At 66.5% G+C, this 20,902-nt stretch carries 22 protein-coding genes and 1 tRNA gene; 14 read left to right on the top strand and 9 right to left on the bottom strand.

What is annotated here, in order from left to right:
* The first annotated feature begins 24 nt into the window (after positions 1 to 24).
* From V6M37_RS09845 to V6M37_RS09805, 9 genes are all read left to right on the top strand, one after another.
* Positions 25 to 1,665: a methyl-accepting chemotaxis protein gene (locus V6M37_RS09845; protein WP_332672754.1), complete on the top strand. Its 1,641-nt coding sequence runs from the start codon at positions 25 to 27 to the stop codon at positions 1,663 to 1,665.
* A gap of 132 nt (positions 1,666 to 1,797) precedes the next feature.
* The gene (gene folD / locus V6M37_RS09840) at positions 1,798 to 2,670 is read left to right on the top strand and encodes a bifunctional methylenetetrahydrofolate dehydrogenase/methenyltetrahydrofolate cyclohydrolase FolD (RefSeq protein WP_332672753.1); all 873 of its coding nucleotides are present in this window, start codon (positions 1,798 to 1,800) and stop codon (positions 2,668 to 2,670) included.
* A 3-nt stretch (positions 2,671 to 2,673) separates the two neighbouring features.
* On the top strand, positions 2,674 to 3,171 hold the full coding sequence (purE, locus tag V6M37_RS09835) for a 5-(carboxyamino)imidazole ribonucleotide mutase (protein ID WP_332672751.1): 498 nt from the start codon (positions 2,674 to 2,676) through the stop codon (positions 3,169 to 3,171).
* 17 nt (positions 3,172 to 3,188) lie between these two features.
* Positions 3,189 to 3,524: a DMT family transporter gene (locus V6M37_RS09830; protein ID WP_332672750.1), complete on the top strand. Its 336-nt coding sequence runs from the start codon at positions 3,189 to 3,191 to the stop codon at positions 3,522 to 3,524.
* Positions 3,525 to 4,712: a 5-(carboxyamino)imidazole ribonucleotide synthase gene (locus V6M37_RS09825; protein ID WP_332672748.1), complete on the top strand. Its 1,188-nt coding sequence runs from the start codon at positions 3,525 to 3,527 to the stop codon at positions 4,710 to 4,712.
* Positions 4,699 to 5,886 (top strand): L-threonylcarbamoyladenylate synthase, encoded by a 1,188-nt coding sequence (locus V6M37_RS09820; RefSeq protein WP_332672746.1) that lies wholly within the window; start codon positions 4,699 to 4,701, stop codon positions 5,884 to 5,886. The genes V6M37_RS09825 and V6M37_RS09820 overlap by 14 nt, the downstream gene beginning before the upstream one ends.
* A gap of 62 nt (positions 5,887 to 5,948) precedes the next feature.
* Positions 5,949 to 6,024: transfer RNA gene (locus tag V6M37_RS09815), tRNA-Ala, on the top strand.
* A gap of 330 nt (positions 6,025 to 6,354) precedes the next feature.
* Positions 6,355 to 6,633, top strand: a complete 279-nt coding sequence (locus tag V6M37_RS09810; protein WP_332672744.1) for a VF530 family protein — start codon at positions 6,355 to 6,357, stop codon at positions 6,631 to 6,633.
* Entirely contained in the window at positions 6,630 to 7,484 is an 855-nt protein-coding gene (locus tag V6M37_RS09805) for a PA4780 family RIO1-like protein kinase (protein ID WP_332672742.1), read from the top strand. The genes V6M37_RS09810 and V6M37_RS09805 overlap by 4 nt, the downstream gene beginning before the upstream one ends.
* 36 nt (positions 7,485 to 7,520) lie before the next feature.
* On the opposite strand, the gene V6M37_RS09800 is transcribed toward V6M37_RS09805, so the two are convergent.
* The gene (locus V6M37_RS09800) at positions 7,521 to 7,859 is read right to left on the bottom strand and encodes a hypothetical protein (protein ID WP_442881006.1); all 339 of its coding nucleotides are present in this window, start codon (positions 7,857 to 7,859) and stop codon (positions 7,521 to 7,523) included.
* Positions 7,860 to 8,168: 309 nt separating this feature from the next.
* Here V6M37_RS09800 and V6M37_RS09795 point away from each other — a divergent pair, with 309 nt between their 5' ends.
* Positions 8,169 to 8,501: a hypothetical protein gene (locus V6M37_RS09795; RefSeq protein ID WP_332672739.1), complete on the top strand. Its 333-nt coding sequence runs from the start codon at positions 8,169 to 8,171 to the stop codon at positions 8,499 to 8,501.
* Between the two features lie 127 nt (positions 8,502 to 8,628).
* On the opposite strand, the gene moaC is transcribed toward V6M37_RS09795, so the two are convergent.
* A complete protein-coding gene (moaC, locus tag V6M37_RS09790) occupies positions 8,629 to 9,126 on the bottom strand; it encodes a cyclic pyranopterin monophosphate synthase MoaC (protein WP_332672738.1) in 498 nt (165 codons plus the stop codon).
* Positions 9,127 to 9,201: 75 nt separating this feature from the next.
* Between moaC and V6M37_RS09785 the strand changes: the two genes are divergently transcribed.
* Together V6M37_RS09785 and V6M37_RS09780 are read left to right on the top strand one after the other, a co-directional pair.
* Positions 9,202 to 10,641 carry a beta-barrel assembly-enhancing protease gene (locus V6M37_RS09785; RefSeq protein WP_332672736.1) on the top strand — a complete coding sequence of 480 codons (1,440 nt, stop codon included), beginning with the start codon at positions 9,202 to 9,204 and terminating at the stop codon, positions 10,639 to 10,641.
* 221 nt (positions 10,642 to 10,862) lie between these two features.
* The gene (locus V6M37_RS09780) at positions 10,863 to 11,093 is read left to right on the top strand and encodes a sulfurtransferase TusA family protein (protein ID WP_332672734.1); all 231 of its coding nucleotides are present in this window, start codon (positions 10,863 to 10,865) and stop codon (positions 11,091 to 11,093) included.
* Positions 11,094 to 11,283: 190 nt separating this feature from the next.
* Here the strand turns inward: V6M37_RS09780 and V6M37_RS09775 are convergent, their stop codons facing one another.
* The 4 genes from V6M37_RS09775 to V6M37_RS09760 form a co-directional block, all read right to left on the bottom strand.
* A complete protein-coding gene (locus tag V6M37_RS09775; RefSeq protein ID WP_332672732.1) occupies positions 11,284 to 14,130 on the bottom strand; it encodes a valine--tRNA ligase in 2,847 nt (948 codons plus the stop codon).
* Between the two features lie 115 nt (positions 14,131 to 14,245).
* The gene (locus V6M37_RS09770; RefSeq protein ID WP_332672730.1) at positions 14,246 to 14,728 is read right to left on the bottom strand and encodes a hypothetical protein; all 483 of its coding nucleotides are present in this window, start codon (positions 14,726 to 14,728) and stop codon (positions 14,246 to 14,248) included.
* Positions 14,725 to 15,165 (bottom strand): DNA polymerase III subunit chi, encoded by a 441-nt coding sequence (locus V6M37_RS09765; RefSeq protein ID WP_332672728.1) that lies wholly within the window; start codon positions 15,163 to 15,165, stop codon positions 14,725 to 14,727. Before V6M37_RS09765 ends, V6M37_RS09770 begins: the two co-directional genes overlap by 4 nt.
* A gap of 5 nt (positions 15,166 to 15,170) precedes the next feature.
* Positions 15,171 to 16,667: a leucyl aminopeptidase gene (locus V6M37_RS09760; RefSeq protein ID WP_332672726.1), complete on the bottom strand. Its 1,497-nt coding sequence runs from the start codon at positions 16,665 to 16,667 to the stop codon at positions 15,171 to 15,173.
* 107 nt (positions 16,668 to 16,774) lie between these two features.
* On the opposite strand from V6M37_RS09760, the gene lptF reads away from it, so the two are divergent.
* Positions 16,775 to 17,854 carry an LPS export ABC transporter permease LptF gene (lptF, locus tag V6M37_RS09755; protein ID WP_332672724.1) on the top strand — a complete coding sequence of 360 codons (1,080 nt, stop codon included), beginning with the start codon at positions 16,775 to 16,777 and terminating at the stop codon, positions 17,852 to 17,854.
* Entirely contained in the window at positions 17,851 to 18,930 is a 1,080-nt protein-coding gene (gene lptG / locus V6M37_RS09750) for an LPS export ABC transporter permease LptG (RefSeq protein ID WP_332672723.1), read from the top strand. The genes lptF and lptG overlap by 4 nt, the downstream gene beginning before the upstream one ends.
* 183 nt (positions 18,931 to 19,113) lie before the next feature.
* Here lptG and rplS read toward each other — a convergent pair whose 3' ends face one another.
* The 3 genes from rplS to rimM form a co-directional block, all read right to left on the bottom strand.
* Complete coding sequence (gene rplS / locus V6M37_RS09745) at positions 19,114 to 19,500, bottom strand: 50S ribosomal protein L19 (RefSeq protein WP_332672722.1); 387 nt, start codon at positions 19,498 to 19,500, stop codon at positions 19,114 to 19,116.
* An 85-nt stretch (positions 19,501 to 19,585) separates the two neighbouring features.
* Complete coding sequence (trmD, locus tag V6M37_RS09740; RefSeq protein WP_332672720.1) at positions 19,586 to 20,380, bottom strand: tRNA (guanosine(37)-N1)-methyltransferase TrmD; 795 nt, start codon at positions 20,378 to 20,380, stop codon at positions 19,586 to 19,588.
* A 7-nt stretch (positions 20,381 to 20,387) separates the two neighbouring features.
* On the bottom strand, positions 20,388 to 20,894 hold the full coding sequence (gene rimM / locus V6M37_RS09735; RefSeq protein WP_332672718.1) for a ribosome maturation factor RimM: 507 nt from the start codon (positions 20,892 to 20,894) through the stop codon (positions 20,388 to 20,390).
* Positions 20,895 to 20,902: the final 8 nt, after the last annotated feature.

The raw sequence follows: 20,902 nt of genomic DNA, 5'->3' as shown, positions 1-20,902 counted from the left end.
GCACATAAGATCCAGGAGACTCTGTTGCTTAACCTGTACCAACTGAGCGTGGGTGCGCGCCTGCGGCTCATCGTCGCGATTGCTTTCGGCCTTTTCATTCTCGTGCTGTGGAGTGCGGTCAGCTCGCGCGGTGACGTGATGCTCGAAGAGCGCAAGACCGGTGTCCGAAACGCGCTCGAGTCCGCGCACGGAGTGCTTCAGCACTATCACGCGCGCGAGTTGACCAACGAGATGTCACGTGAGGAAGCTCAGGTGGCCGCGCTCTCCACCGTTCGCGCGCTGCGATACGGCGACGGCGAGTACTTCTTCGTCACCGATACCCATGCGCGGACGCTGATGCACCCGATCCGCCCGGAGCTCGACGGCAAGGACATGAGCGATGTCGCTGACCCGAATGGGAAGCGTCTGTTCGTCGAATTCGCCGACGTCGCCACGCGGGCCGGCGCCGGTTTCGTGGATTACCTGTGGCCGAAGCCGGGCTCGGCCGATCCGCAGCCGAAAATCTCGTACGTGAAAGCGTTTACGCCGTGGAACTGGGTGATCGGCAGCGGCGTGTATGTGAACGATGTCGACGAGAAGTTCTGGAGCGGCGCACGGGACACGCTGTTATTGGGTGTCATCGCGATCGCGCTGGTGACTCTGCTGTCCTGGCGCATCGCGCGCGGCATCCTGCGCCAGCTCGGCGGCGAGCCGTCCGACTTGCAGCGCGTCGCCGGGCAGATCGCGGAGCGCGACCTCACGTCGCACGTGAAGGTCGCCGCGGGCGACACGCGCAGCGTCACGTACGCGATGGACCAGATGCAGTCGCGCCTTGCGGAAGTGATCCGCCGCGTGCGCGACAACGCGCACGACGTGACCGACGCGGTTCGCGAAGCGGCCGAAGCGGGGCGCTCGATCCACGAGGCGTCGGTGCGCCAGACCGAAGTCGCCGGAAGCACGGCGGCGGCGATCGAGCAGATGGCGGTCAGCATCGGGCACGTGTCCGATAACACCGATGAGGCGCGCGGCAACTCGCAGCGCACGGTCGACATCGCGCAACGCGGCGAAGGCCTTGCACGCGAAGCGTCGGACGGGATCGCGCAGATCTCCGACACCGTGACGCGCGCTGCGAAGCAGATCCAGGTCCTGCGCGACCGCTCCGGCGAAATCGGCGAGATCGCCGACGTGATCCGGGAAATCTCCGATCAGACGAATCTCCTGGCGCTCAACGCCGCGATCGAGGCCGCGCGTGCCGGAGAGCAAGGCAGGGGATTCGCGGTCGTCGCCGACGAAGTTCGCAAGCTCGCCGAACGCACCGGCTCGGCGACCGCGCAGATTTCGCAGGTTATCGTTTCGGTGAAGGCCGAGACCGAAAGCGCGGTGGCGAGCATCGAGCAGATCGTGCCGAAGGTCGACTCCGGCGCGCGCTTGTCGAAGCAGGCGGCCGACGCGCTGCGCGAGATCCGCGAAGGCGCGGGCGACACGCTGGTCCGCCTCGAAGATGTCGTGACGTCGATGAAGGAGCTTACGTCGGCGAGCAACAGCGTCGCGACGAACATGCAGGAAGTCGCCGAAATGGCCGAGCGCAGCAGCGACGAGATCCGCGGCAGCGCGGAGTCCACCGAGAAGCTCAAGCACAGCGCGGAGGCGTTGGAAGGTCTGACGACCGGTTTCCGCATTGATTGACGGGCGACGGTCGGGTGGCCTTCTCGTCCGCCCGACGCCGTTCGGTCGACCCGGCACGACACCCTCTTCGACGGACCCGCACAGGCCACGGATCCTGCTATAAAATAGCCGGCTTTTTCGGGGCCCCCGACCATGACGGCTCGCATACTCGACGGCAATGCCCTTTCGACCCGCGTTCGCGGTGAACTCGCGGAGCGCGCGGCGAACCTGACCGCACAGGGCATGCAGCCGTGCCTCGCGGTGATCCTCGTCGGCGACAACCCGGCCTCGGCCGTTTACGTGCGCAACAAGGTGAGCGGGTGCGAGAAGGCCGGCATCCGCTCGCTGCGCTTCGATTTCGATGCCGGCGTCGACGCCGCCGACGTCATGACGAAGATCGCAGAGTTGAACGACGACCCGTCGGTCCACGGCATCCTCGTGCAGCTGCCGCTGCCGAAGCAGTTCGACGAGGCGGCGGTGCTCGAAGCGATCCGCGTCGAGAAGGACGTGGACGGCTTCCATGCCGAGAACGTCGGACGCCTGTCTCAGTGCCAGGAAGCCTTCCTGCCGTGCACGCCGCACGGTGTCATGAAGATGCTCGAAGCCGAGAATGTCCCGGTCCAGGGCGCCGAAGCCGTCGTCATCGGCCGCTCGAACATCGTCGGCAAGCCGATGGCGATGCTCCTGACCAACGCCGGCGCGACCGTCACGGTGACCCACTCGAAAACACGCGACCTGGCGTTCCACACGCGGCGCGCCGACATTCTCGTCGCCGCGATCGGTAAGCCGCGCTTCGTGACCGCCGACATGATCAAACCGGGTGCGGTCGTCATCGACGTCGGCATCAATCGCCTCACCGAGGGGCCGGACGCCGGCAAGCTGTGTGGCGACGTCGATTTTGCGTCGGCGAAGGACGTGGCGTCGCTGATCACGCCGGTCCCCGGCGGCGTCGGCCCGATGACGATCACGATGCTGCTGGCGAACACGGTCGAATCGGCCGAACGCGCTGTCCGCCGGAAGGACTGAGCGATGAGCGCGAAACCGGTCGTCGGCATCATCATGGGCTCGAATTCCGACTGGCCGACGATGCAGGCTGCGGCGAAGATCCTTGCCGAGTTCGGTGTGCCGTACGAGGCGAAAGTGGTGTCCGCGCATCGCACGCCGGACCTGATGTTCGAGTACGCCGAGATCGCGCGCGACCGCGGCCTGAAGGCGATCATCGCCGGCGCCGGCGGGGCCGCGCACCTGCCCGGCATGGTCGCCGCGAAAACGATCGTGCCGGTGCTCGGTGTGCCGGTGCAGTCGAAGGCACTGTCGGGGCAGGATTCGCTGCTTTCGATCGTGCAGATGCCGAAGGGCATTCCGGTCGCGACCTTCGCGATCGGCGAGGCCGGCGCAGCGAACGCCGCGCTCTTTGCCGTCGCGCTGCTCGCGAACGAGGACGCGGCGCTCGCCGGAAAGCTCGCGGCGTTCCGCGCCGGCCAGACGCAGACCGTGCTCGCGATGGAACTGCCGCCGCCGGCCTGACGGCCGCCGCGCCTGTCATGAACCCGGCCTGGCTGTACCTGCTGGTCGCCATCGTCGCCGAGGTCGTCGCGACGTCGGCGCTGACCGCGTCGCAGGGCTTCAGCCGCCTGCTGCCGTCGGTGATCGTCGTCACCGGCTACGCGATCGCGTTCTATTTTCTTTCCCTGACGCTGCGCTCGATCCCGGTCGGTATCGCCTACGCGGTCTGGTCGGGCGTCGGCGTGGTCCTGATCAGCCTCGCCGCCCTCGTGCTGTTCGGGCAGCGGCTGGATCTCGCCGCGCTGCTCGGCATCGGCCTGATCGTCGCCGGCGTCCTGGTGATCAACCTGTTTTCGGACGTTTCCGCCCACTAGATGCCCGTCACGTCGTCCCCAGTGCCTCCGATCCTGCCGCCCGCGACGCTCGGCATGCTCGGCGGCGGCCAGCTCGGCCGCTTCTTCGTTTCCGCTGCCCATGAAATGGGCTACAAGGTGTGGGCGCTCGATCCGGACCCGCACAGTCCCGCGGGCCTGATCGCCGACCGCCACCTCGTCGCCGCGTTCGACGATCTCGCGGCGCTCGACGAGTTGTCGGCTGCCTGCGCCGCGGTCACGACCGAGTTCGAGAACGTACCGGCCGCGACGCTCGACTATCTCGCGAAGTTCGTTCCGGTGCACCCGTCCGCGAAGGCGGTCGCGGTGTGCCAGAACCGCGTCGCCGAAAAGACTTTTCTCGCCGACCACGGCTTGCCCCACGGGCCGTTCGCGGTGATCCGCGCCGAGGACGACGTGCGCCGTGCTGCTGCCGACCTGTTTCCGGCGGTGCTGAAGATCGCGCGCTTCGGCTACGACGGCAAGGGCCAGGCGCGCGTCGCGAATCGCGACGAAGCCTTGCACGCGTTCCACGGATTCAAGGGCGAAGTGTGCGTGCTCGAGAAGATGCTGAGTCTCGACTGCGAAGTCTCGGTCGTGCTCGCGCGCGACGAATCCGGCAGTGTGCAGATCTTCGATCCGGTTGAAAATCGCCATCGCAACGGCATTCTCGACGTCACGATCGCGCCCGCCCACATTGGCACGATGCTCGCCGAGCGTGCCCGCGGATCCGCCCGGCGGATCGCCGAGGAATTGGGCTATGTCGGCACGCTCGGCGTCGAATTCTTCGTCTGCGACGGCGAGCTCTACGTGAACGAAATGGCGCCGCGTCCGCACAACAGCGGCCATCACACGATCGACGCATGCGTCACGAGCCAGTACGAACAGCAGGTCAGGGCGGTGTGCGGCTTGCCGCTCGGCGAACCCCGCGCGCACAGCGCCGCCGTGATGGTGAATCTGCTGGGCGAACTCTGGTACGAAGGCGGCCGCAGCGACGGCGCGTATCACGAACCCGACTGGTCCGTGCTGCACGGGGTGCCTAACCTCAGGCTGCACCTCTATGCGAAGCATCACGCGCGCCCCGGTCGCAAGATGGGGCACTTCACCGTCGTCGCGGACGACGTCGCGAAAGCGCTGGACGTCGCGCTCGCCGCCCGCGCCGCGATCGGAATCTCCGGTGACGCGCCGTAACGGCGACGGGCGCATGACCGGCGCGCCCCGGACGGATCGCGCGGCCGGCGACGCGAAGCATTTGGGCGCGAGCGATGCCGACGGCGAAAACGGGGCCGAAGCCGTCGCATCGCCGTCCATCCCGCCGGCGGCGGCAAACGCCATCGTTTCCGCCGACGCCGAGCACATCGCCCGTGCCGTCGATCTGCTGCGCGCCGGCGAGCTTGTCGGCATGCCGACCGAAACGGTGTACGGCCTTGCGGCCGACGCGCTGAACATCGCTGCGGTCACGAGGATCTTCGCCGCCAAGGGCCGGCCCGCCGATCATCCGCTGATCGTCCATCTGCCCGACGCCGACCATATGTCCCGCTGGGCGGGAGCGATTCCGAAGGATGCGCTCGCACTCGCCCGCGCGTTCTGGCCCGGTCCGCTGACGCTGATCCTGAAGCGCGAGGACGGCGTTCCCGATGCGGTGACCGGCGGGCAGGACACGGTCGGCCTGCGCGTGCCCGATCATCCCGTCGCGCTGGCCTTGCTGCGCGCGTTCGATTCGGGCATCGCCGCGCCGTCCGCGAACCGTTTCGGCCGCATCAGCCCGACGACTGCCGCCCATGTCGCCGAGGAACTCGGCGACCGCGTCGGCCTCATCCTCGACGGGGGCGCCTGCGAGGTCGGCATCGAATCGACGATTCTTGATCTTTCGCGCGACGCGCCGATGATCCTGCGCCCGGGCGCCATTTCCGCGGATGACATCGCCCGCGTCATCGGTCGCCGCGCGCAAGTCCGGTCCCTTGTCGAAGAATCGTTCGGCGAAGAACAGGACAAACCCGACCGCGACGACCGGCCGCGCGTGTCCGGCTCGCTCGCGGCGCACTACGCGCCGCGCACGCCGTTGCAGCTCGCTCCGGCGTCGCAACTCGCGGAAGTCGCCGCGACGCTTGCCGGCGAAGGCAGCCGCGTCGCGGTACTCGCGCACGGATGCGAGGATCCCCACGACGCCCGTCTGCTCTGGCGCGCGGCGCCCGCCGACCCGGTCGGCTACGCACACGACCTCTACGCAAACCTCCGCGACCTCGATGCCTGCGGAGCCGACTTCATCGTCGTCGAAGCGCTGCCCGACGCAATCGAGTGGCAACCGATCCGCGACCGTCTCGGCCGCGCCGCCGTTGGCTCCGGCGAAGCCGACGAGACATGAAAGAAATTTTCAGTCTGGGCTTGCCAGTAAAACAAAGCACCTCTATAATGCGCAGCTCTTGAGGGCCGATAGCTCAGCTGGGAGAGCGCTGCGTTCGCAATGCAGAGGTCGGGAGTTCGATCCTCCTTCGGTCCACCAATTCAAAAAAGGCCAGACATTGCTCTGGCCTTTTTCATGCCTTCCAGAAACGTCTGCCGTGGCGCGGGTTCCAGCGATTCGTGCGAAAGGTGCGGTCGCACCAAGAAGCACTCATTGGTCATAAACTGCACAAAAATTAGGCAGAGAGGCCTCTCTGTTCTCTGTTTGTGCGAAAGGCGTTTTCGCGCGCGGTCCTTAAAAAGCAATGGGTTGCGAAGGGCGGTTTGAATCGTAAGGTGGCCGGCAAGACCCACTAAAACGAGAATATGCAACGATCAAAAAGGTGGCGGCGGCATCCGACGGCTCGCCGTTGCGACCGGAGACGACTTAATGACCGACACCCAGCCCAACAATCCCCTGCACGGCCTCACCCTGGAGCGGATCCTCAACGAACTGGTGGCGTGCTACGGCTGGGCGTCGCTTGGACGGCAGATCGACATCCGCTGCTTCAACCACGAGCCGGGCATCGCCTCGAGCCTCAAGTTCCTGCGTCGCACGCCGTGGGCGAGGGAAAAGGTCGAGGCGCTTTACCTTCACAGGGTGCGCAGCAATGCCGCGCGGCGACACCCGACTCACGGCACGGCGCCCAGGAGCACCCCGAACGCATGAAAACCCCGAGCAGGATACAACCCTTGGTAGCCGATGGCCTCGTCGACGCCGTCATCCGGCAACTGATGAGTGGCAAGGAGGCGATGGTCTATGTCGTCCAGTGCGGCGACGCAGTGCGCTGCGCCAAGGTCTACAAGGAAGCCAACAAGCGGGGTTTCCACAACGCGGTCGACTACACCGAGGGGCGCAAGACCAGGAACAGCCGCCAGGCCCGCGCGATGGCCAAGGGCTCGCGCTACGGCCGCCAGGAACAGGAGGCCGCGTGGCAGCACGCCGAGGTCGATGCGCTGCGCCGTCTTGCTGCTGCCGGGGTGCGCGTGCCGACGCCTTACGATTTTCACGAAGGCGTGCTGCTGATGGAACTGGTGGCCGACGAAGACGGCGAACCGGCGCCGCGCCTCAACGACGTCGTGCTGAGCGAGGAAGATGCGCGCCGCTACCATGCGGTGCTCGTCCGCGAGGTCGTGCGCATGCTCTGCGCCGGCATCGTGCATGGGGATCTTTCCGAGTACAACGTGCTCATCGACCACGACGGGCCGGTGATCATCGATCTGCCGCAGGCGGTCGATGCCGCGGCCAACAACAACGCCCGCGCCATGCTCGAGCGCGACGTCGCCAACCTCGCCGCGTACTTCGGTCAATTTGCTCCCGCGCTACTGCACACCGACTATGGCAGCGAGATCTGGTCGCTGTACGAATCGGGCCAGCTTCAGCCCGAGAGCGCACTCACTGGGGTCTTCAGGGCGGAAGACGGACGCGCCAATGTCGACGAGCTCATGCAGATCATCGAAGCGGCGCGCCAGGAAGAGGCCGTGCGCCAGGCGGGCAGGGTCGCAGTCGGCAACGCCTGAACCGCAAGGCGGACGCCGATGCGCCCTTACCGGAGGCTATGTGCATCTGCCCAAGGTCGACGCCGAGTCGACATCGAAGGCGAGCAGCAAGTCCGAGATGCGCTGTGCTTCGACCTCGGACTTCCAGCGGAGCAGGATCTGCGTTAGCACGACCCCGGGTAGGTCGATCGGTTCTCCGCCGGCGATCGCCTTTGCCAACCGATCCGCATGCTCGGAAATGGAACTGAGGGCGACGATCCACGAGGTGAAGCGGGCACTCCAGAGCGCCGATCCGTTCCGGTTGCAGCAATAGAGGGGCCACTCGGTGCTATCGGGGTCGAAGCGGCACTGCGCGATGGGCACGCTGACCCACTGATCCGGGCGGTCATGTACCACCCGATCCTCGAAGGGCGTGATGTTGTTGCCCCCGAACCTTGAAGCCGCTCCACCCGGAAAAGAACCCGCAGCAGCTTGTCGAGGACAAGCTCTTGGAAGTGCTGGCGCTGCGCTTTCTTGCGACCTGATACGCGGCCACTTTCGGCGGGCGCATCGATACGCTCGGTCGACTTTCGCCGCCCTCAGGATCTATTCGGGCCCCGAACGGTCCGAATCTCGCAGGCGGCGGCCCGCTCGTGTTGGTGCGAACGGCAACACGAGCCGGGCGAGCGTCGCCGGCTTCGGATCAAGCAGTGACAGGAGGTGAGCATGGCACGCAATCACGTGATTACCGGCGTCTTTTCGAGTACGGGCGAAGCGGAGCACGCGAGGCAGCGGCTCGTCGAAGCCGGTGTGGCGGAGAGCCGCATCGGGGTCAGCACGGATTTGAGCGTCGACGGGATCGCGGCCGAATGCCCGGGGCAGTCGTATTCGAACCAGCCCGGTCAGGGTTCGCAGGGGATCGACGTCGATCCGTCCTCGGACGCGGTTCATGGCGGCACCTGTGTCGTCAGCGTCGATTTGAGCGGAAACACCGACTCGGGCCGGGTCGAGCAGATCATGCGGCAATGCGGCGCGCAGCAGCGCACGTCCATCCATTGAAAGGCTGACGCGACCGCGGGGTTCGCGCGTGCGACCGACGTGTGGGCAGGGCGCAGCGCGGAAAGCCGCGAGGCGAGCGGGGTGCCCGCTCCACGACAGACTGCGGCGGCAGCCTCTGCCGCGGCCGTCAGTCCTCCGCCTTCCAGTGCCCCGACTTGCCGCCGAGCTTCTCGACGAGCCGGACGTCGTCGATCCGCATGCCGCGATCGACCGCCTTGCACATGTCGTAGATCGTCAGCAGCGCGACGCTGGTCGCGGTCAGCGCTTCCATCTCGACACCGGTGCGGCCGACGGTCTCGGCGGTGACGGTGCAGACGATCGTGCTGACGGCCTCGTCGGGTTCGAACTCGACCGTCACGCGGGTCAGCGGGATCGGGTGGCACAGCGGGATCAGTTCGGCGGTCCGTTTCGATGCCTGGATCGCGGCGATGCGGGCGATGCCGAGCACGTCGCCCTTCTTCGCGCTGCCCGCCTTGATCATCGCGAACGTCTCGGGCTTCATCGTGATCGCGCCGCGGCAAACGGCGACGCGGCGGGTCTCATTCTTGTCGCCGACGTCGACCATGTGGGCCTGGCCGTCGGCATCGAAATGGGTAAGGGTCCGGGATTCGGTAGGCTGGCTCATGGGACGGCGCGCGGACCAACAGTGCGATACATTCCGCGCGGAACGGTAACGAACGGATCGGTATCATAGCACCCGATGATCAGACGGCTTTTTATCCTCCTGCTGTGCGTCGCGATGGTGCCGCGCCTGAACGCCGCCGGCCTTCCGGATCTGGGCGACGTCGCGGCGTCCGAACTTTCTCCGCTGGCCGAGCGCCGGCTCGGCGAATCGATCATGCGCGAGATCCGCTGGCGCGATAGCGCGTATCTCGACGACCCGGAAGTCGAGGAATACGTCGGGGGGCTGGGACAGCGCCTCGTCGCTTCGGGGCCGGCGCCGAACCAGCATTTCGACTTCTTCGTCGTCCGCGACGGCACGCTCAACGCGTTCGCGCTGCCGGGCGGGTACATCGGGGTCCATACCGGGCTGATCCTCGCGGCCGAGTCCGAGTCCGAACTCGCGTCCGTGTTCGGCCATGAAATCGCGCACGTCACGCAGCGCCACATCGCGCAGCTTGTCGGCAAGCAGGGGCAGGCGAGCATGGTCATGCTCGCGTCGATGCTCGTCGCGGTCCTCGCGGCGCGCAGCAACTCGCAGATCAGCGAGGCGGCCGTGGCCGCCGGGCAGGCCGGCGTCATCCAGTCGCAGCTCGGCTATACGCGCGACTTCGAGCGCGAGGCGGACCGCATCGGCTTGCAGACGCTCGAGAGCGCGGGTTTCGATGTGCGCGGGATGCCGGGCTTCTTCGAGCGGCTGCAGCGAGCGAGCCGCCTGTACGAGAACAATGCGCCGAGTTATCTGCGCACCCACCCGCTCACCGCGGAGCGGATTTCGGACATGGGCAACCGCGTCGGGCAGATGCGTTACCGGCAAGTGCCGGATTCGCCCGATTTCGGCTTCGTGCGCGCGAAACTGCGGGCCGCGGCCGCCGCGCCGCTCGATGCGGTGCGGGAATTCGAAGCGTTGTCGGCGAAATCGCCGGATGCCGCGGCCCGGAACTACGGGCTCGCCCGCGCGTATTTCGCGGCGGGGCGGCTCGATGACGCGGAAAAGACGCTCGAACCGCTGCGACGCGAAAAGCCCGGGTCCCCATTCCTCGAGTCGTTTGCGGCGGAACTGCGCGTCGCACGCGGTGACCCCCCCGGCGCCGTCGAGATCCTGCAAGCGGCGACGCAACGTTTTCCCGAGAGCCGCTCGTTGCGCTACGCGCGGATCGGCGCGTTGCTGGAGGCGGGCCGGGCTCAGGAAGCGTCGACGATGGCGCGCGCGGGGACCCAGGACCGCAGCGACGACGCGCGCTTGTGGACCTACGTCGCCCGCTCGGAAGCGGCGCTCGGGCACCGCACCGCGCAGCACCGCGCGCAGGCCGAAGTGTACGTGTTGCAGGGAAGCCTTCCGGCGGCGATCGAGCAGCTCGAGATCGCGCGCCGCGCGGGTGACGGCGATTTCTACCAGCTATCGGCGGTCGATGCGCGGATGCGCGAACTGAAGGCCGAGGAGCGTCAGCGGCGGGAGGAGAAGCGGAACGGGGGCTGAGGCTCCGCCGCTTCCCTGCTGCGAGAGCCGGAGAGCCGGAGCCCGGGCCGTTGAAGCAACGGATCGACTCGACGTTCCCGCTCCGCCCTTTGCCGGTACGCGATTTCACGACGACGGTGTCGCCGACCAAGCGCGTCGGCATCGCTCGGCTTCGGTGCGCGCCGCTTCTCCCGCCCGCGTGCACCTATTAGAATCGTCGGTTTTCCGGGTCGGGGGTCGGGATGGAGTTCGAGAGAGAAGTCGATGCGCGCGGCCTCAGCTGTCCGTTGCCGATTCTGCGCACGAAGAAAATGTTGGCCGAGATGAAGCCGGGGCAGATCGTGCGCGTGCTGGCGACCGATCCGGGATCGGTCAAGGATTTCCAGGCGTTCGCGAAGCAGACCGGCAACGAGTTGCTGAGCCAGAGCGAAACCGCGGACGAGGCGTTCGAATTTTTCCTGAAGCGCAAGTAGCAGGACCGGCTCCGGGCAGCGCGCGAGTTCGTGACGGATTCGCGCGACGGACGTTCCAGCCGGTATTCCATGCGAGCGCTCAAGGGAGTCGCGGCAGCGCGCGGGAGCGCCAGCGCTTTCATATCGAGGATCCCGGAAACGACACGGGCCGCTCCGTCAGGGGGCGGCCCGTGTCGTTGGCGCTTGCGGCTCAGCGGTCCGCGAGTTTCTCGAGCTGGGGGCGCAATTTTTCCAGCGTCGCCCTGAAACCCGCGAGGCGGGTCCGCTCCTGTTCGACGACGGCCGCGGGGGCGCGGGCGACGAAGCTTTCATTGCCGAGCTTGCCTTCGGCCTTCGCGATTTCGCCTTCGAGGCGGGCGATCTCCTTCGCGACGCGCTCACGCTCCGCGGCGATGTCGATCTCGACGCGCAGCATCAGCTTGAACGCGCCCGATACCGCGACCGGCGCGAGCTCGGCGGCGCCGATGTCCTCGACGACGGTGACTTCCGACAGCCGTGCGAGGCCGGCGAGGTAGGGCGCGTACGCCGACAGCGTGGTGGCATCGCCGGCCGCGACGAGGGGCATCTTCTGCGCCGGCGAGATGCCCATTTCGCTGCGCAGGTTGCGGCAGCTGCCGACGATCGCCTTCAGTTCGGCGATCTTCGCGTCGGATGCCTCGTCGATCCGCCCGAGATCGGCCTGCGGGTAGGGCGCGAGCATGATGCTTTCGACGTCCTTGCGGCCGGCGAGCGGCGCGACCGTCTGCCACAGCTCTTCGGTGATGAAGGGGATCAGCGGATGCGCGAGGCGCAGCACGGTTTCGAGCACGCGCAACAGCGTCCGCCGCGTCGCGCGCTGCTGCGCGGAGGTGCCGTTCTGGATCTGGACCTTAGCGAGTTCGACGTACCAGTCGCAGTACTCGTCCCAGACGAACTCGTAGATCGCCTTCGCGACGAGGTCGAAGCGGTAGTCCTTGAAGTGCTGCGCCACGTCGGCCTCGGTGCGCTGCAGCTTCGACACGATCCAGCGGTCGGCGAACGAGAAGTCGAGGTTCGCCGCATTGCACGCCGCGCTGCCCGCCGCCGCATCGATGCCGCAGTCGTGGCCTTCGGTGTTCATCAGCACGAAGCGCGTCGCGTTCCACAGCTTGTTGCAGAAGTTGCGGTAGCCCTCGCAGCGTGCGAGGTCGAACTTGATGTCGCGCCCCGGCGTCGCGAGCGACGCGAACGTGAAGCGCAGCGCGTCGGTGCCGAACGCCCCGATCCCTTCCGGGAATTCCTTGCGCGTCTTCTTCTCGATGCTCTGCGCCTGCTTCGGATTCATCAGGCCGAACGTGCGCTTCTCGACGAGCGCGTCGATCGAGATGCCGTCGATCAGGTCGATCGGGTCGAGCACGTTGCCTTTCGACTTCGACATCTTGTGCCCTTCGGCGTCGCGGATCAGACCGTGCACATAGACGTCGCGGAACGGGATCCTGCCGGTGAGGTGCTTCGTCATCATCACCATGCGCGCGACCCAGAAGAAGATGATGTCGAAGCCGGTCACGAGTACCGACGACGGCAGGTAGAGGTCGAGCGCCGGGTTCGACTTCGCCGGCCACTCGGGCGTCCAGTCGAGCGTCGAGAACGGCCACAGCGCCGACGAGTACCACGTGTCGAGCACGTCCTCGTCGCGGCGCAGCTTCCCGGTGTAGCCGTGCTTCGCCGCGAGCGCCTGCGCCTCGGCTTCGTCGTGTGCGACCCACACGCGGGTGTCGCCTTCGACGTCGGCGTACCAGGCGGGGATCTGGTGGCCCCACCACAGCTGGCGCGAGATGCACCAGTCCTGGATGTTGTTGAGCCACTGGTTGTAGGTGTTGACCCAGTTCTCCGGGTAGAAGCGGATCTCGCCCGACGCGACGCATTCGAGCGCCTTTTCGGTGATGCTCTGGCCGTCCGCGCCGCCTTTGCTCATCGCGACGAACCACTGGTCGGTCAGCATCGGCTCGATGACCGCGCTGGTGCGGTCGCCGCGCGGCACCATCAGCTTGTGCGGTTTGATGCCGGCGAGCAGCCCGAGCGCATCGAGGTCCTGCACAATGACTTCGCGCGCGGCGAAGCGGTCCATGCCGCGGTATTTTTCCGGCGCGTCGTCGCTGACGTGCGCGTCGAGCCGCAGGATGCTGATTATCGGCAGCTTGTGGCGCAGACCGACCGCGTAGTCGTTGAAGTCGTGCGCCGGCGTGACCTTGACGCAGCCGGTGCCGAACTCGCGGTCGACGTAGTCGTCGCCGATGATCGGGATGTCGCGGTCGCACAGCGGCAGGCGTACGGTCTTGCCGATCAGGTGCGCGTAGCGCTCGTCTTCCGGATGCACCATCACCGCGACGTCGCCGAGCATCGTCTCGGGACGCGTCGTCGCGACCGTCAGACCCTTCAGTTCACCGATCGGCCCCTCCGGGAACGGGTAGGTGATGTGCCACAGGAAGCCGTCCTCTTCCTCGGACACGACTTCGAGGTCGGAGACCGCGGTGCCGAGCTTCGGGTCCCAGTTGACAAGCCGCTTGCCGCGGTAGATCAGCCCTTCGTTGTAGAGCCGCACGAAGGTCTCGGTGACAGTCTTCGACAGGCCTTCGTCCATCGTGAAGCGCTCGCGCTTCCAGTCGGGCGACGTGCCGAGGCGGCGCATCTGGCGCGTGATCGTGCCGCCGGAGTATTCCTTCCACTCCCACACTTTCTCGACGAACTTCTCGCGGCCGAGGTTGTGGCGCGAGACGCCTTTCGCGTCGAGCTGGCGTTCGACGACGATCTGCGTTGCGATGCCGGCGTGGTCGGTGCCGGGCTGCCAGAGCGTGTTGAAGCCGCGCATGCGGTGGTAGCGCGTGAGCGCGTCCATGATCGTCTGGTTGAAGCCGTGGCCCATGTGCAGCGTGCCGGTGACGTTCGGCGGCGGCAGCAGGATGCAGAACGCCTCGGGGTTCGACTTGTCGAGGCCGGCGTCGAAATAGCCGCGCGATTCCCATTCCGGATACCAGCGGGCTTCGATGTCCGCGGGCTCAAAACTCTTGGCCAATTCCATGGTGTGCTCGGGGCGAGAAGGCAAAGCGCGGATTATAGCGGATGGGCGAGGGGCGCCCGGAGCGGCGAAACCGTGAGGACGGCACTGCGGGAACGGGCCCGAAACCGGGCACCCTTCAGTGCGAATCGCCCGATTCGTCTTCGAGACGGCGCGAAATCCGCTCGGAAAGCGTTGGCAGCAAGGTCGCGCGCAAGTGCGCGAGGGTTTCTTCCTGCAGACGGTCGGAGAACTTGTCGAGTTCGCGCGACAGCAGTTGCGGAAACTCCGTCGCGAACCACGCTTCGACTTCGCGCGAGATTTCGGTGTCGAGCCCGACGAGCTGTTCGGCGAGCCGGTTCCGCTCGGTGTGCGAGGGGGCGGTCGGTGCTTCGACGGGCGGCGGCGGGGCGAGCGCGGCCGCGGACAGTTCGGACGGGTCGACGACGTCGGTCAGAACCGGCAGGTCCTCGTCCTCGAGCGCGACGAAAACGTCCGGTTCCGGCGGTTCGGTGCTCCGGTGGTGGCGGCGCAGCAGCGCGTCCGCCTTGTCGAGCAACTCGTCGGCCGCCTTCAGATCGTCGTCCGGTTCGATTCCCGGACCCGCTGCCCACGTGCTCATAGCGCCTCCCGACGCACCGCATCGAACGCCTGCAGCCGCAGATCCTGTTGCTTGTAGTGCTTCCACCGCGCGCGCGCGGGCAGCTTCTGCGCCTCGCTCTGCCCGACGATCTCGACGAGCATCCGGAAACGCTCGAATCCCTCGGGAATGTCGTCGGCGAGGTTGAGCAGCACGTCGGTTTCCGGCCAGCGTAGAGGCGTGTCGGCCCGGCCGATCACGACCGGGGTTTCCGCGGCGAGCGGCGAGTCGACCATCACGTGCGGGACGAATTCCAGCGGATCGAAGTTCCACAACAGCCGGTCGAGTTCGCGGGCCATGGCCTCGTCGGCAACGCGCAGGGCGACCTTGCGGCCGTCCGAAAATGCGCGAGCGGCGAATTCACAGGCGAGCGCGAGCGGGTGCTCGGCGTTGTGATAGAACTGCACCCGCGTCGCCATCGGCGTCAGGCCTCGGCACTCCGGCAGCGGCCGATCAGGAACTCCGCGAGCAACGGCACCGGCCGTCCGGTCGCCCCTTTCGCGTCGCCCGACACCCACGCGGTGCCGGCGACGTCCAGGTGCGCCCATGTGTACGCTTTCGTGAATCGCGCGAGGAAGCAGGCGGCGGTGATCGTGCCGGCGTAGCGTCCGCCGATATTGCCCATGTCTGCGAAGTTGCTTTTCAGCAGCTCCTGGTACTCGTCCCACAATGGCAGCTGCCAAGCGCGGTCGCCGGAGCTCGTGCCGCTGTCGAGCAGCTCGCGCGCGAGCGCGTCGTTGTTCGTGAGCAGCCCGCTCGCGATCTTGCCGAGCGCGACGACGCACGCGCCGGTGAGCGTCGCGATGTCGACGACGCACGCCGGGTTGAACCGCTCGGCATAGGTCAGCGCGTCGCACAGAATCAGCCGGCCTTCGGCGTCGGTGTTGAGGACCTCGATCGTCTGGCCGCTCATCGACGTGACGATGTCGCCCGGCTTCGTCGCGCCGCCGCCCGGCATGTTCTCGGTCGCCGGGATGATGCCGACGACGTTGAGCGGCAAGCCGATGGCCGCGATCGCCTTGAACGTGCCGAGCACGCTCGCGGCGCCGCACATGTCGAATTTCATCTCGTCCATTTCGGCGCCGGGCTTCAGAGAGATGCCGCCCGTGTCGAACGTGATGCCCTTGCCGACGAGCACGACCGGCCGGTCTTTCGTCTTCGCGCCCTTGTAGCGCATCACGATGAATTTGGGCGGCTGATGCGAGCCGCGCGCGACCGACAGCAGCGAGCCCATGCCGAGCTTTTCCATGTCGTCGCGCTCGAGCACCTCGACCTTGAGCTTGTATTGCTTGCCCAGCGCGAGAGCCGTCTCGGCGAGATACGTCGGCGTGCAGAAGTTGCCCGGCAGGTTGCCGAGGTCTCTCGCCAGCGCCATGCCTTCCGCAATCGCCCGGCCGCGCCTGACGGCGGCGTCCATACCGGCCGAAATCCGGTTGGCGGTCAGCAGGACGATATTCGTCGCGCCGCGGCGCTTTTCGTCCTTCTTCGATTTTGTCGCGTCGAAACGATAGGCGCCGTCGGCGATCGCCCGCGTGAGCTGCTGCAGCCCCCAATCGATGTCCCGGCCGGGAACGGTGCTGTCGGCGAGGCAGACCGCGGCGTCGGCGGCGGGGCTGGACGCGAGAGCCTTCGCCGCTGCGGTGGTTGCGTCGCGCCAGGACTTGTCGCCGAATTCGTCCTGTTTGCCGAGACTGACGACCAGCACGCGCTCGCTGGCGCTGCCCGCGAGGTCGTGGATCATCAGCGTCGCGCCGGCTTTCTCGTCGAGATCGCCGCGCGCGAGGATGGCCGCGAGCTTGCCATTTGCCGCGTTATCGAGCGCCAGCGCGGCGCCGTCGAGCGTGCCGCCGGCGAAAACGCCGACGACCAGAGTGCCGGTTTGCAGTTTTTCCGGGGTTCCGGTCTTTATGGTAAATTCCACGCGCTGCTCCTTTGATAGACGCGTCATCCGATCGCCGCCGATTATGGCCCGTCCGCGACGAACCCGTCAAAATCGCTCCCCCCAACGCATACCGAAGTCATTGCGCGATGATCTTCCGCCGCGCCCTCCAGCGTGAGTTCTCCCAGTCGGCCGCCGGCGTCTTCGTTGCGCTGTTCGCAATCCTGGTCAGCGTCGTCCTGATCCGCCTGCTCGGACAGGCTGCGGGAGGGCGCGTGCCCGCGGACGCGGTCTTCGCGCTGATCGGTTTCGGCGCGGTCGCGCGCTTGCCGGTCGTCCTTTCGATGACGCTCTTCATCGCGATCCTGCTGTCGCTGTCACGGTCGTATCGAGACTCCGAGATGGTCGTCTGGTTCGCATCCGGCCTTCCGCTGACCGCGTTCATCCGCCCGGTGCTGCAGTTCGCGCTGCCTGTCGTCCTCGCGATCAGCGGCGTCACGCTGTTTCTCGCACCGTGGGCGAACCAGAAGAGCGAGCAATATCAGGCGCGGATCGACTCGCGCGACGACACGTCACGTATCGCGCCGGGCGTGTTCCGCGAGTCGAGCGCGGGTCAGCGCGTCTTCTTCGTCGAAATGGGGGCGGAGGAGGACGGCAAGGTCCGCAACGTGTTCGTCGCGAGCGAAAAGGACGGAAAGCTGGGCGTCGTCGTCTCGGCGGAAGGTTCGCTGAGGACCGACCCCAACGGCGATCGCTTCGTCGTGCTCGAGCAGGGGCGCCGTTACGATGGCACGCCCGGGTCGCCGGAGTACCGCGTGCTGGAGTTCGAGAGCTATTCGATCCTCGTGGAGGAACGCAAGGCGGAGAGCGCGGCGGCGCGCACCCGGACGCTGCCGACATCGCAACTGCTGCAAACGCCGACACCGCGGTCGCTCGGAGAGCTCCTCGAACGGATCGGAACGCCGGTGTCGGCGCTGCTGCTGGCGCTGATGGCGATTCCGCTGTCGTTCGTCAATCCGCGCGCCGGCCGCACGAACAACCTGATTTTTGCCGTCCTCACCTATCTCGTTTACAACAATGCGATCAGCGTCTTCCAGTCATGGGTGTCGCAGGGACGCCTACGCTTCGAGATCGCCGTGTGGTTGCCGCACCTCGTCGTGCTCGCGGTGCTCGCGCTGATGTTCTACCGGCGGCTCGCGGTGTCGCCGTTCTGGCGGGTCCGCGCATGACGCAGGTCCTGACGCGCTATCTCGCGCGCGAAATCTACGGGGCGACGGCGCTGATGCTGGGCGCCTTCCTCGGCTTGTTCGCCTTTTTCGACTTCATCAACGAGCTCGATGCGATCGGCGAGGGCGGCTACCAACTGCATCACGCGCTGATCTTCGTCGCGATGATCCTGCCGGGCCGCGTGTATGAGCTGCTGCCGGTCGCGGTGCTGATCGGCACGCTCTACGCGCTGACGACGCTCGCACGCCACTCCGAGATCACCGTGATGCGCGCCTCGGGCGTGTCGACGACGCGGATGCTGCGGACCCTCGCCGGCATCGGGGCGCTCTTCGTCGTCATGACCTTTGTCTTCGGCGAATACATCGCGCCGCCGGCCGAACGCGCCGCGCAGCAATGGCGCCTGACCGCGACGAAATCCTCGGTCTCGAACCAGTTGCGCTCCGGGCTGTGGGTCAAGGACGGGCCGCGCTTCGTGAACGTGCAGACGGTGTTGCCGGACCGCAGCATGGAGAAGGTGCGCATTTTCGTGTTCGACGAGCGTCACGCGCTGTTATCGATCAGCGAGGCGGCCACCGCCCGGTATGACGTGGACAGGCAGGGGTGGCGGCTCGAGGGCGTGCGGCAGACGAGATTTCTCGGCGACCATACCGACGTCGTCGAGGTGCCCGAACTTCACTGGCGTTCGGATCTCACGCCCGACGTGCTCAGCGTGCTGATGGTCGTGCCCGAGCGGATGTCGGTGACGACGTTGTTCGCGTACGTGAATCACCTGCGCGAAAACCAGCAGAACGCCGATCGCTACGAGATCGCGCTGTGGAAGAAGCTCGTCTATCCGTTCGCCGCGCTCGTGATGATGGCGCTCGCGTTGCCGTTCGCGTTCCGGCATGACCGGATGGGCGGCGTGAGCGTGAAAGTCTTCTTCGGCGTCATGCTCGGCGTCGGTTTTTACCTCCTCAACGGGCTGTTCTCGAACCTCGGGGTGATCAACAGCTGGCATCCCGCACTGGCCGCGCTGACTCCGAGCTTGCTTTTCCTCGCCGCCGCCGCAGTCATGCTGTTCTGGGTCGAGCGCCGATGAGCCGTGCGCGGGGTTCCGGTTCGGGGACCGGACGGTGCGGCCGACCTGGCTGACCGCGGTCGACGAAAAACGGGCCCGGCGCGCCAGGTTTCCTTCCGGGTTTTCGATTGATTCAGCGCGGTTGTCGTCGACGAAAAACGGACCCTGACGGGTCCGTTGTCATACTGCGAGCCGAAGCGTGGATCAGCTGTTCTTCGCGGCAGAGGCCTTGTAGTTCAGCTTTTCCTTGATACGCGCGGACTTGCCCGAACGGTCGCGGAGATAGTACAGCTTCGCACGACGCACGTCGCCGCGGCGCTTCACTTCGATCTTGTCGACGAGCGGCGAGTAGGTCTGGAACGTACGTTCCACGCCTTCACCCGACGAGATCTTGCGAACGATGAAGTTGGAGTTCAGACCGCGGTTGCGCTTCGCGATCACCACGCCTTCGTAGGCCTGCAGACGCTCGCGCGTGCCTTCCTTCACCTTCACATGCACCACGACGGTGTCGCCGGGGGCGAATGCCGGAATGGTCTTGTTTTCGGTGAGGCGGGCGATTTCTTCCTGTTCCAGTTGCTGAATCAGGTTCATGTACGACTCCTGTCGATTCAATGGCGCTTGGCCTTGCGTGCAGAGCAGGACGAGTGCCTGATGCATGCGGTTTGTATTCGGGTTTTCAGACGCTGCTGCCGCCTTCAGCCCGTTCTTGCTCCTGCCCGAATTCCTCGAGCAGTGACAATTCTTCCTTGCTCAGCTTGCGTCCCGCCAGCAGATCGGGCCGCCGGCGGGATGTCGTCCCCAGCGCCTGCTTCAGCCGCCAGCGACGGATCGAGGCGTGATTGCCCGAGAGCAGCACCTTCGGCACGCGCTCCCCTTCGTAGATCTCCGGCCTCGTGTAGTGCGGGCAGTCGAGCAATCCGTCCACGAATGAGTCTTCCTGCGCCGATTCGGCGTCGTTCAATGCGCCCGGCAACTGGCGCACGATCGCGTCGAGCAGCACCATCGCGGGGAGTTCCCCGCCCGACAGCACGAAGTCGCCGAGCGACACTTCCTCGTCGACGCAGCGATCGATCAGCCGCTGATCGACGCCTTCGTAACGCCCGCACAGCAGCGTCAGCGCGGGTAGCGCGGTCAGTTCCAGCACTTTCGCGTGATCCAGCGGCCGCCCCTGCGGCGACAGATAGATCACGCGGCCGGCGGCGCCCCGTAATTCCTCTTGCGCGGCTCTCGCCCGGCCGATCGCCTTCTCGAGCGGTTCGGCCATCATCACCATGCCGGGCCCGCCGCCGTAGGGACGGTCATCCACCGTCCGGTGCGGATCCGACACGAAATCCCGCGGGCTGTGGAACGCGATCTCGTAGAGTCCGCGATCCAGCGCGCGCCGGGTGATGCCGCTCGCGGTCAGCGCTGCGAACATCTCCGGAAACAGCGTGATCACATCGAAGCGCCTCGCGGCGGCTGTCGTGTTCACGCTGGCGTCACCAATCCTTTTGCCAATCCGCCCGGATCGTCCGCGCGGCGAGGTCAACGTCCAGCACATACGTGGCGACGAACGGAATCAGCCGTTCTTCGTCGCCGTCGCGAACCTGCAGGACGTCGTGGGCGCCGGTCGACATCAATGCTTGGACGGTTCCCAGCGGCTCGCCGGCTTGGTTCGTCACCGTCATGCCGACGAGGTCGCTCCAGTAGTATTCGTCCTCGTCGGGCGTTGGCAGGGCTTCGCGCGGCGCGCCGATGTAGCGGCCCTGAAGGGCCTCCGCCCCATTGCGGTCGCCGATGCCTTCGAACGACGCGACGAGTCCGGCGCCATGTTCCTTGAAGCCGGTCAGCTTGACCGCCTGCCACGCCGACTCGGGCGCATCGGCCGAATCGGCAAGCCACCAGTCCTGCATCTCGCGCCAGGACAGCGGATCATCCCCGAAAGGATGGACCTTGACCCAGCCCTTGACGCCAAAAGGGGCGACGATGCGCCCCAGGATGATCATGACCGCGA

Origin of the sequence: Aromatoleum sp. (genome assembly GCF_036675785.1) — a bacterium.
In the GTDB taxonomy this organism is placed as follows: domain Bacteria; phylum Pseudomonadota; class Gammaproteobacteria; order Burkholderiales; family Rhodocyclaceae; genus Aromatoleum.
This window is presented reverse-complemented; position numbering and strand designations above follow the sequence as displayed.

Coding starts and splice junctions, on each gene's coding strand:
- folD (WP_332672753.1), top strand. CDS start 1,798: ATGACGGCTCGCATACTCGACGGCAATGCCCTTTCGACCCGCGTTCGC.
- purE (WP_332672751.1), top strand. CDS start 2,674: ATGAGCGCGAAACCGGTCGTCGGCATCATCATGGGCTCGAATTCCGAC.
- V6M37_RS09830 (WP_332672750.1), top strand. CDS start 3,189: ATGAACCCGGCCTGGCTGTACCTGCTGGTCGCCATCGTCGCCGAGGTC.
- V6M37_RS09825 (WP_332672748.1), top strand. CDS start 3,525: ATGCCCGTCACGTCGTCCCCAGTGCCTCCGATCCTGCCGCCCGCGACG.
- V6M37_RS09810 (WP_332672744.1), top strand. CDS start 6,355: ATGACCGACACCCAGCCCAACAATCCCCTGCACGGCCTCACCCTGGAG.
- V6M37_RS09805 (WP_332672742.1), top strand. CDS start 6,630: ATGAAAACCCCGAGCAGGATACAACCCTTGGTAGCCGATGGCCTCGTC.
- V6M37_RS09795 (WP_332672739.1), top strand. CDS start 8,169: ATGGCACGCAATCACGTGATTACCGGCGTCTTTTCGAGTACGGGCGAA.
- moaC (WP_332672738.1), bottom strand. CDS start 9,126: ATGAGCCAGCCTACCGAATCCCGGACCCTTACCCATTTCGATGCCGAC.
- V6M37_RS09785 (WP_332672736.1), top strand. CDS start 9,202: ATGATCAGACGGCTTTTTATCCTCCTGCTGTGCGTCGCGATGGTGCCG.
- V6M37_RS09780 (WP_332672734.1), top strand. CDS start 10,863: ATGGAGTTCGAGAGAGAAGTCGATGCGCGCGGCCTCAGCTGTCCGTTG.
- V6M37_RS09775 (WP_332672732.1), bottom strand. CDS start 14,130: ATGGAATTGGCCAAGAGTTTTGAGCCCGCGGACATCGAAGCCCGCTGG.
- V6M37_RS09770 (WP_332672730.1), bottom strand. CDS start 14,728: ATGAGCACGTGGGCAGCGGGTCCGGGAATCGAACCGGACGACGATCTG.
- V6M37_RS09765 (WP_332672728.1), bottom strand. CDS start 15,165: ATGGCGACGCGGGTGCAGTTCTATCACAACGCCGAGCACCCGCTCGCG.
- lptF (WP_332672724.1), top strand. CDS start 16,775: ATGATCTTCCGCCGCGCCCTCCAGCGTGAGTTCTCCCAGTCGGCCGCC.
- lptG (WP_332672723.1), top strand. CDS start 17,851: ATGACGCAGGTCCTGACGCGCTATCTCGCGCGCGAAATCTACGGGGCG.
- rplS (WP_332672722.1), bottom strand. CDS start 19,500: ATGAACCTGATTCAGCAACTGGAACAGGAAGAAATCGCCCGCCTCACC.
- rimM (WP_332672718.1), bottom strand. CDS start 20,894: ATGATCATCCTGGGGCGCATCGTCGCCCCTTTTGGCGTCAAGGGCTGG.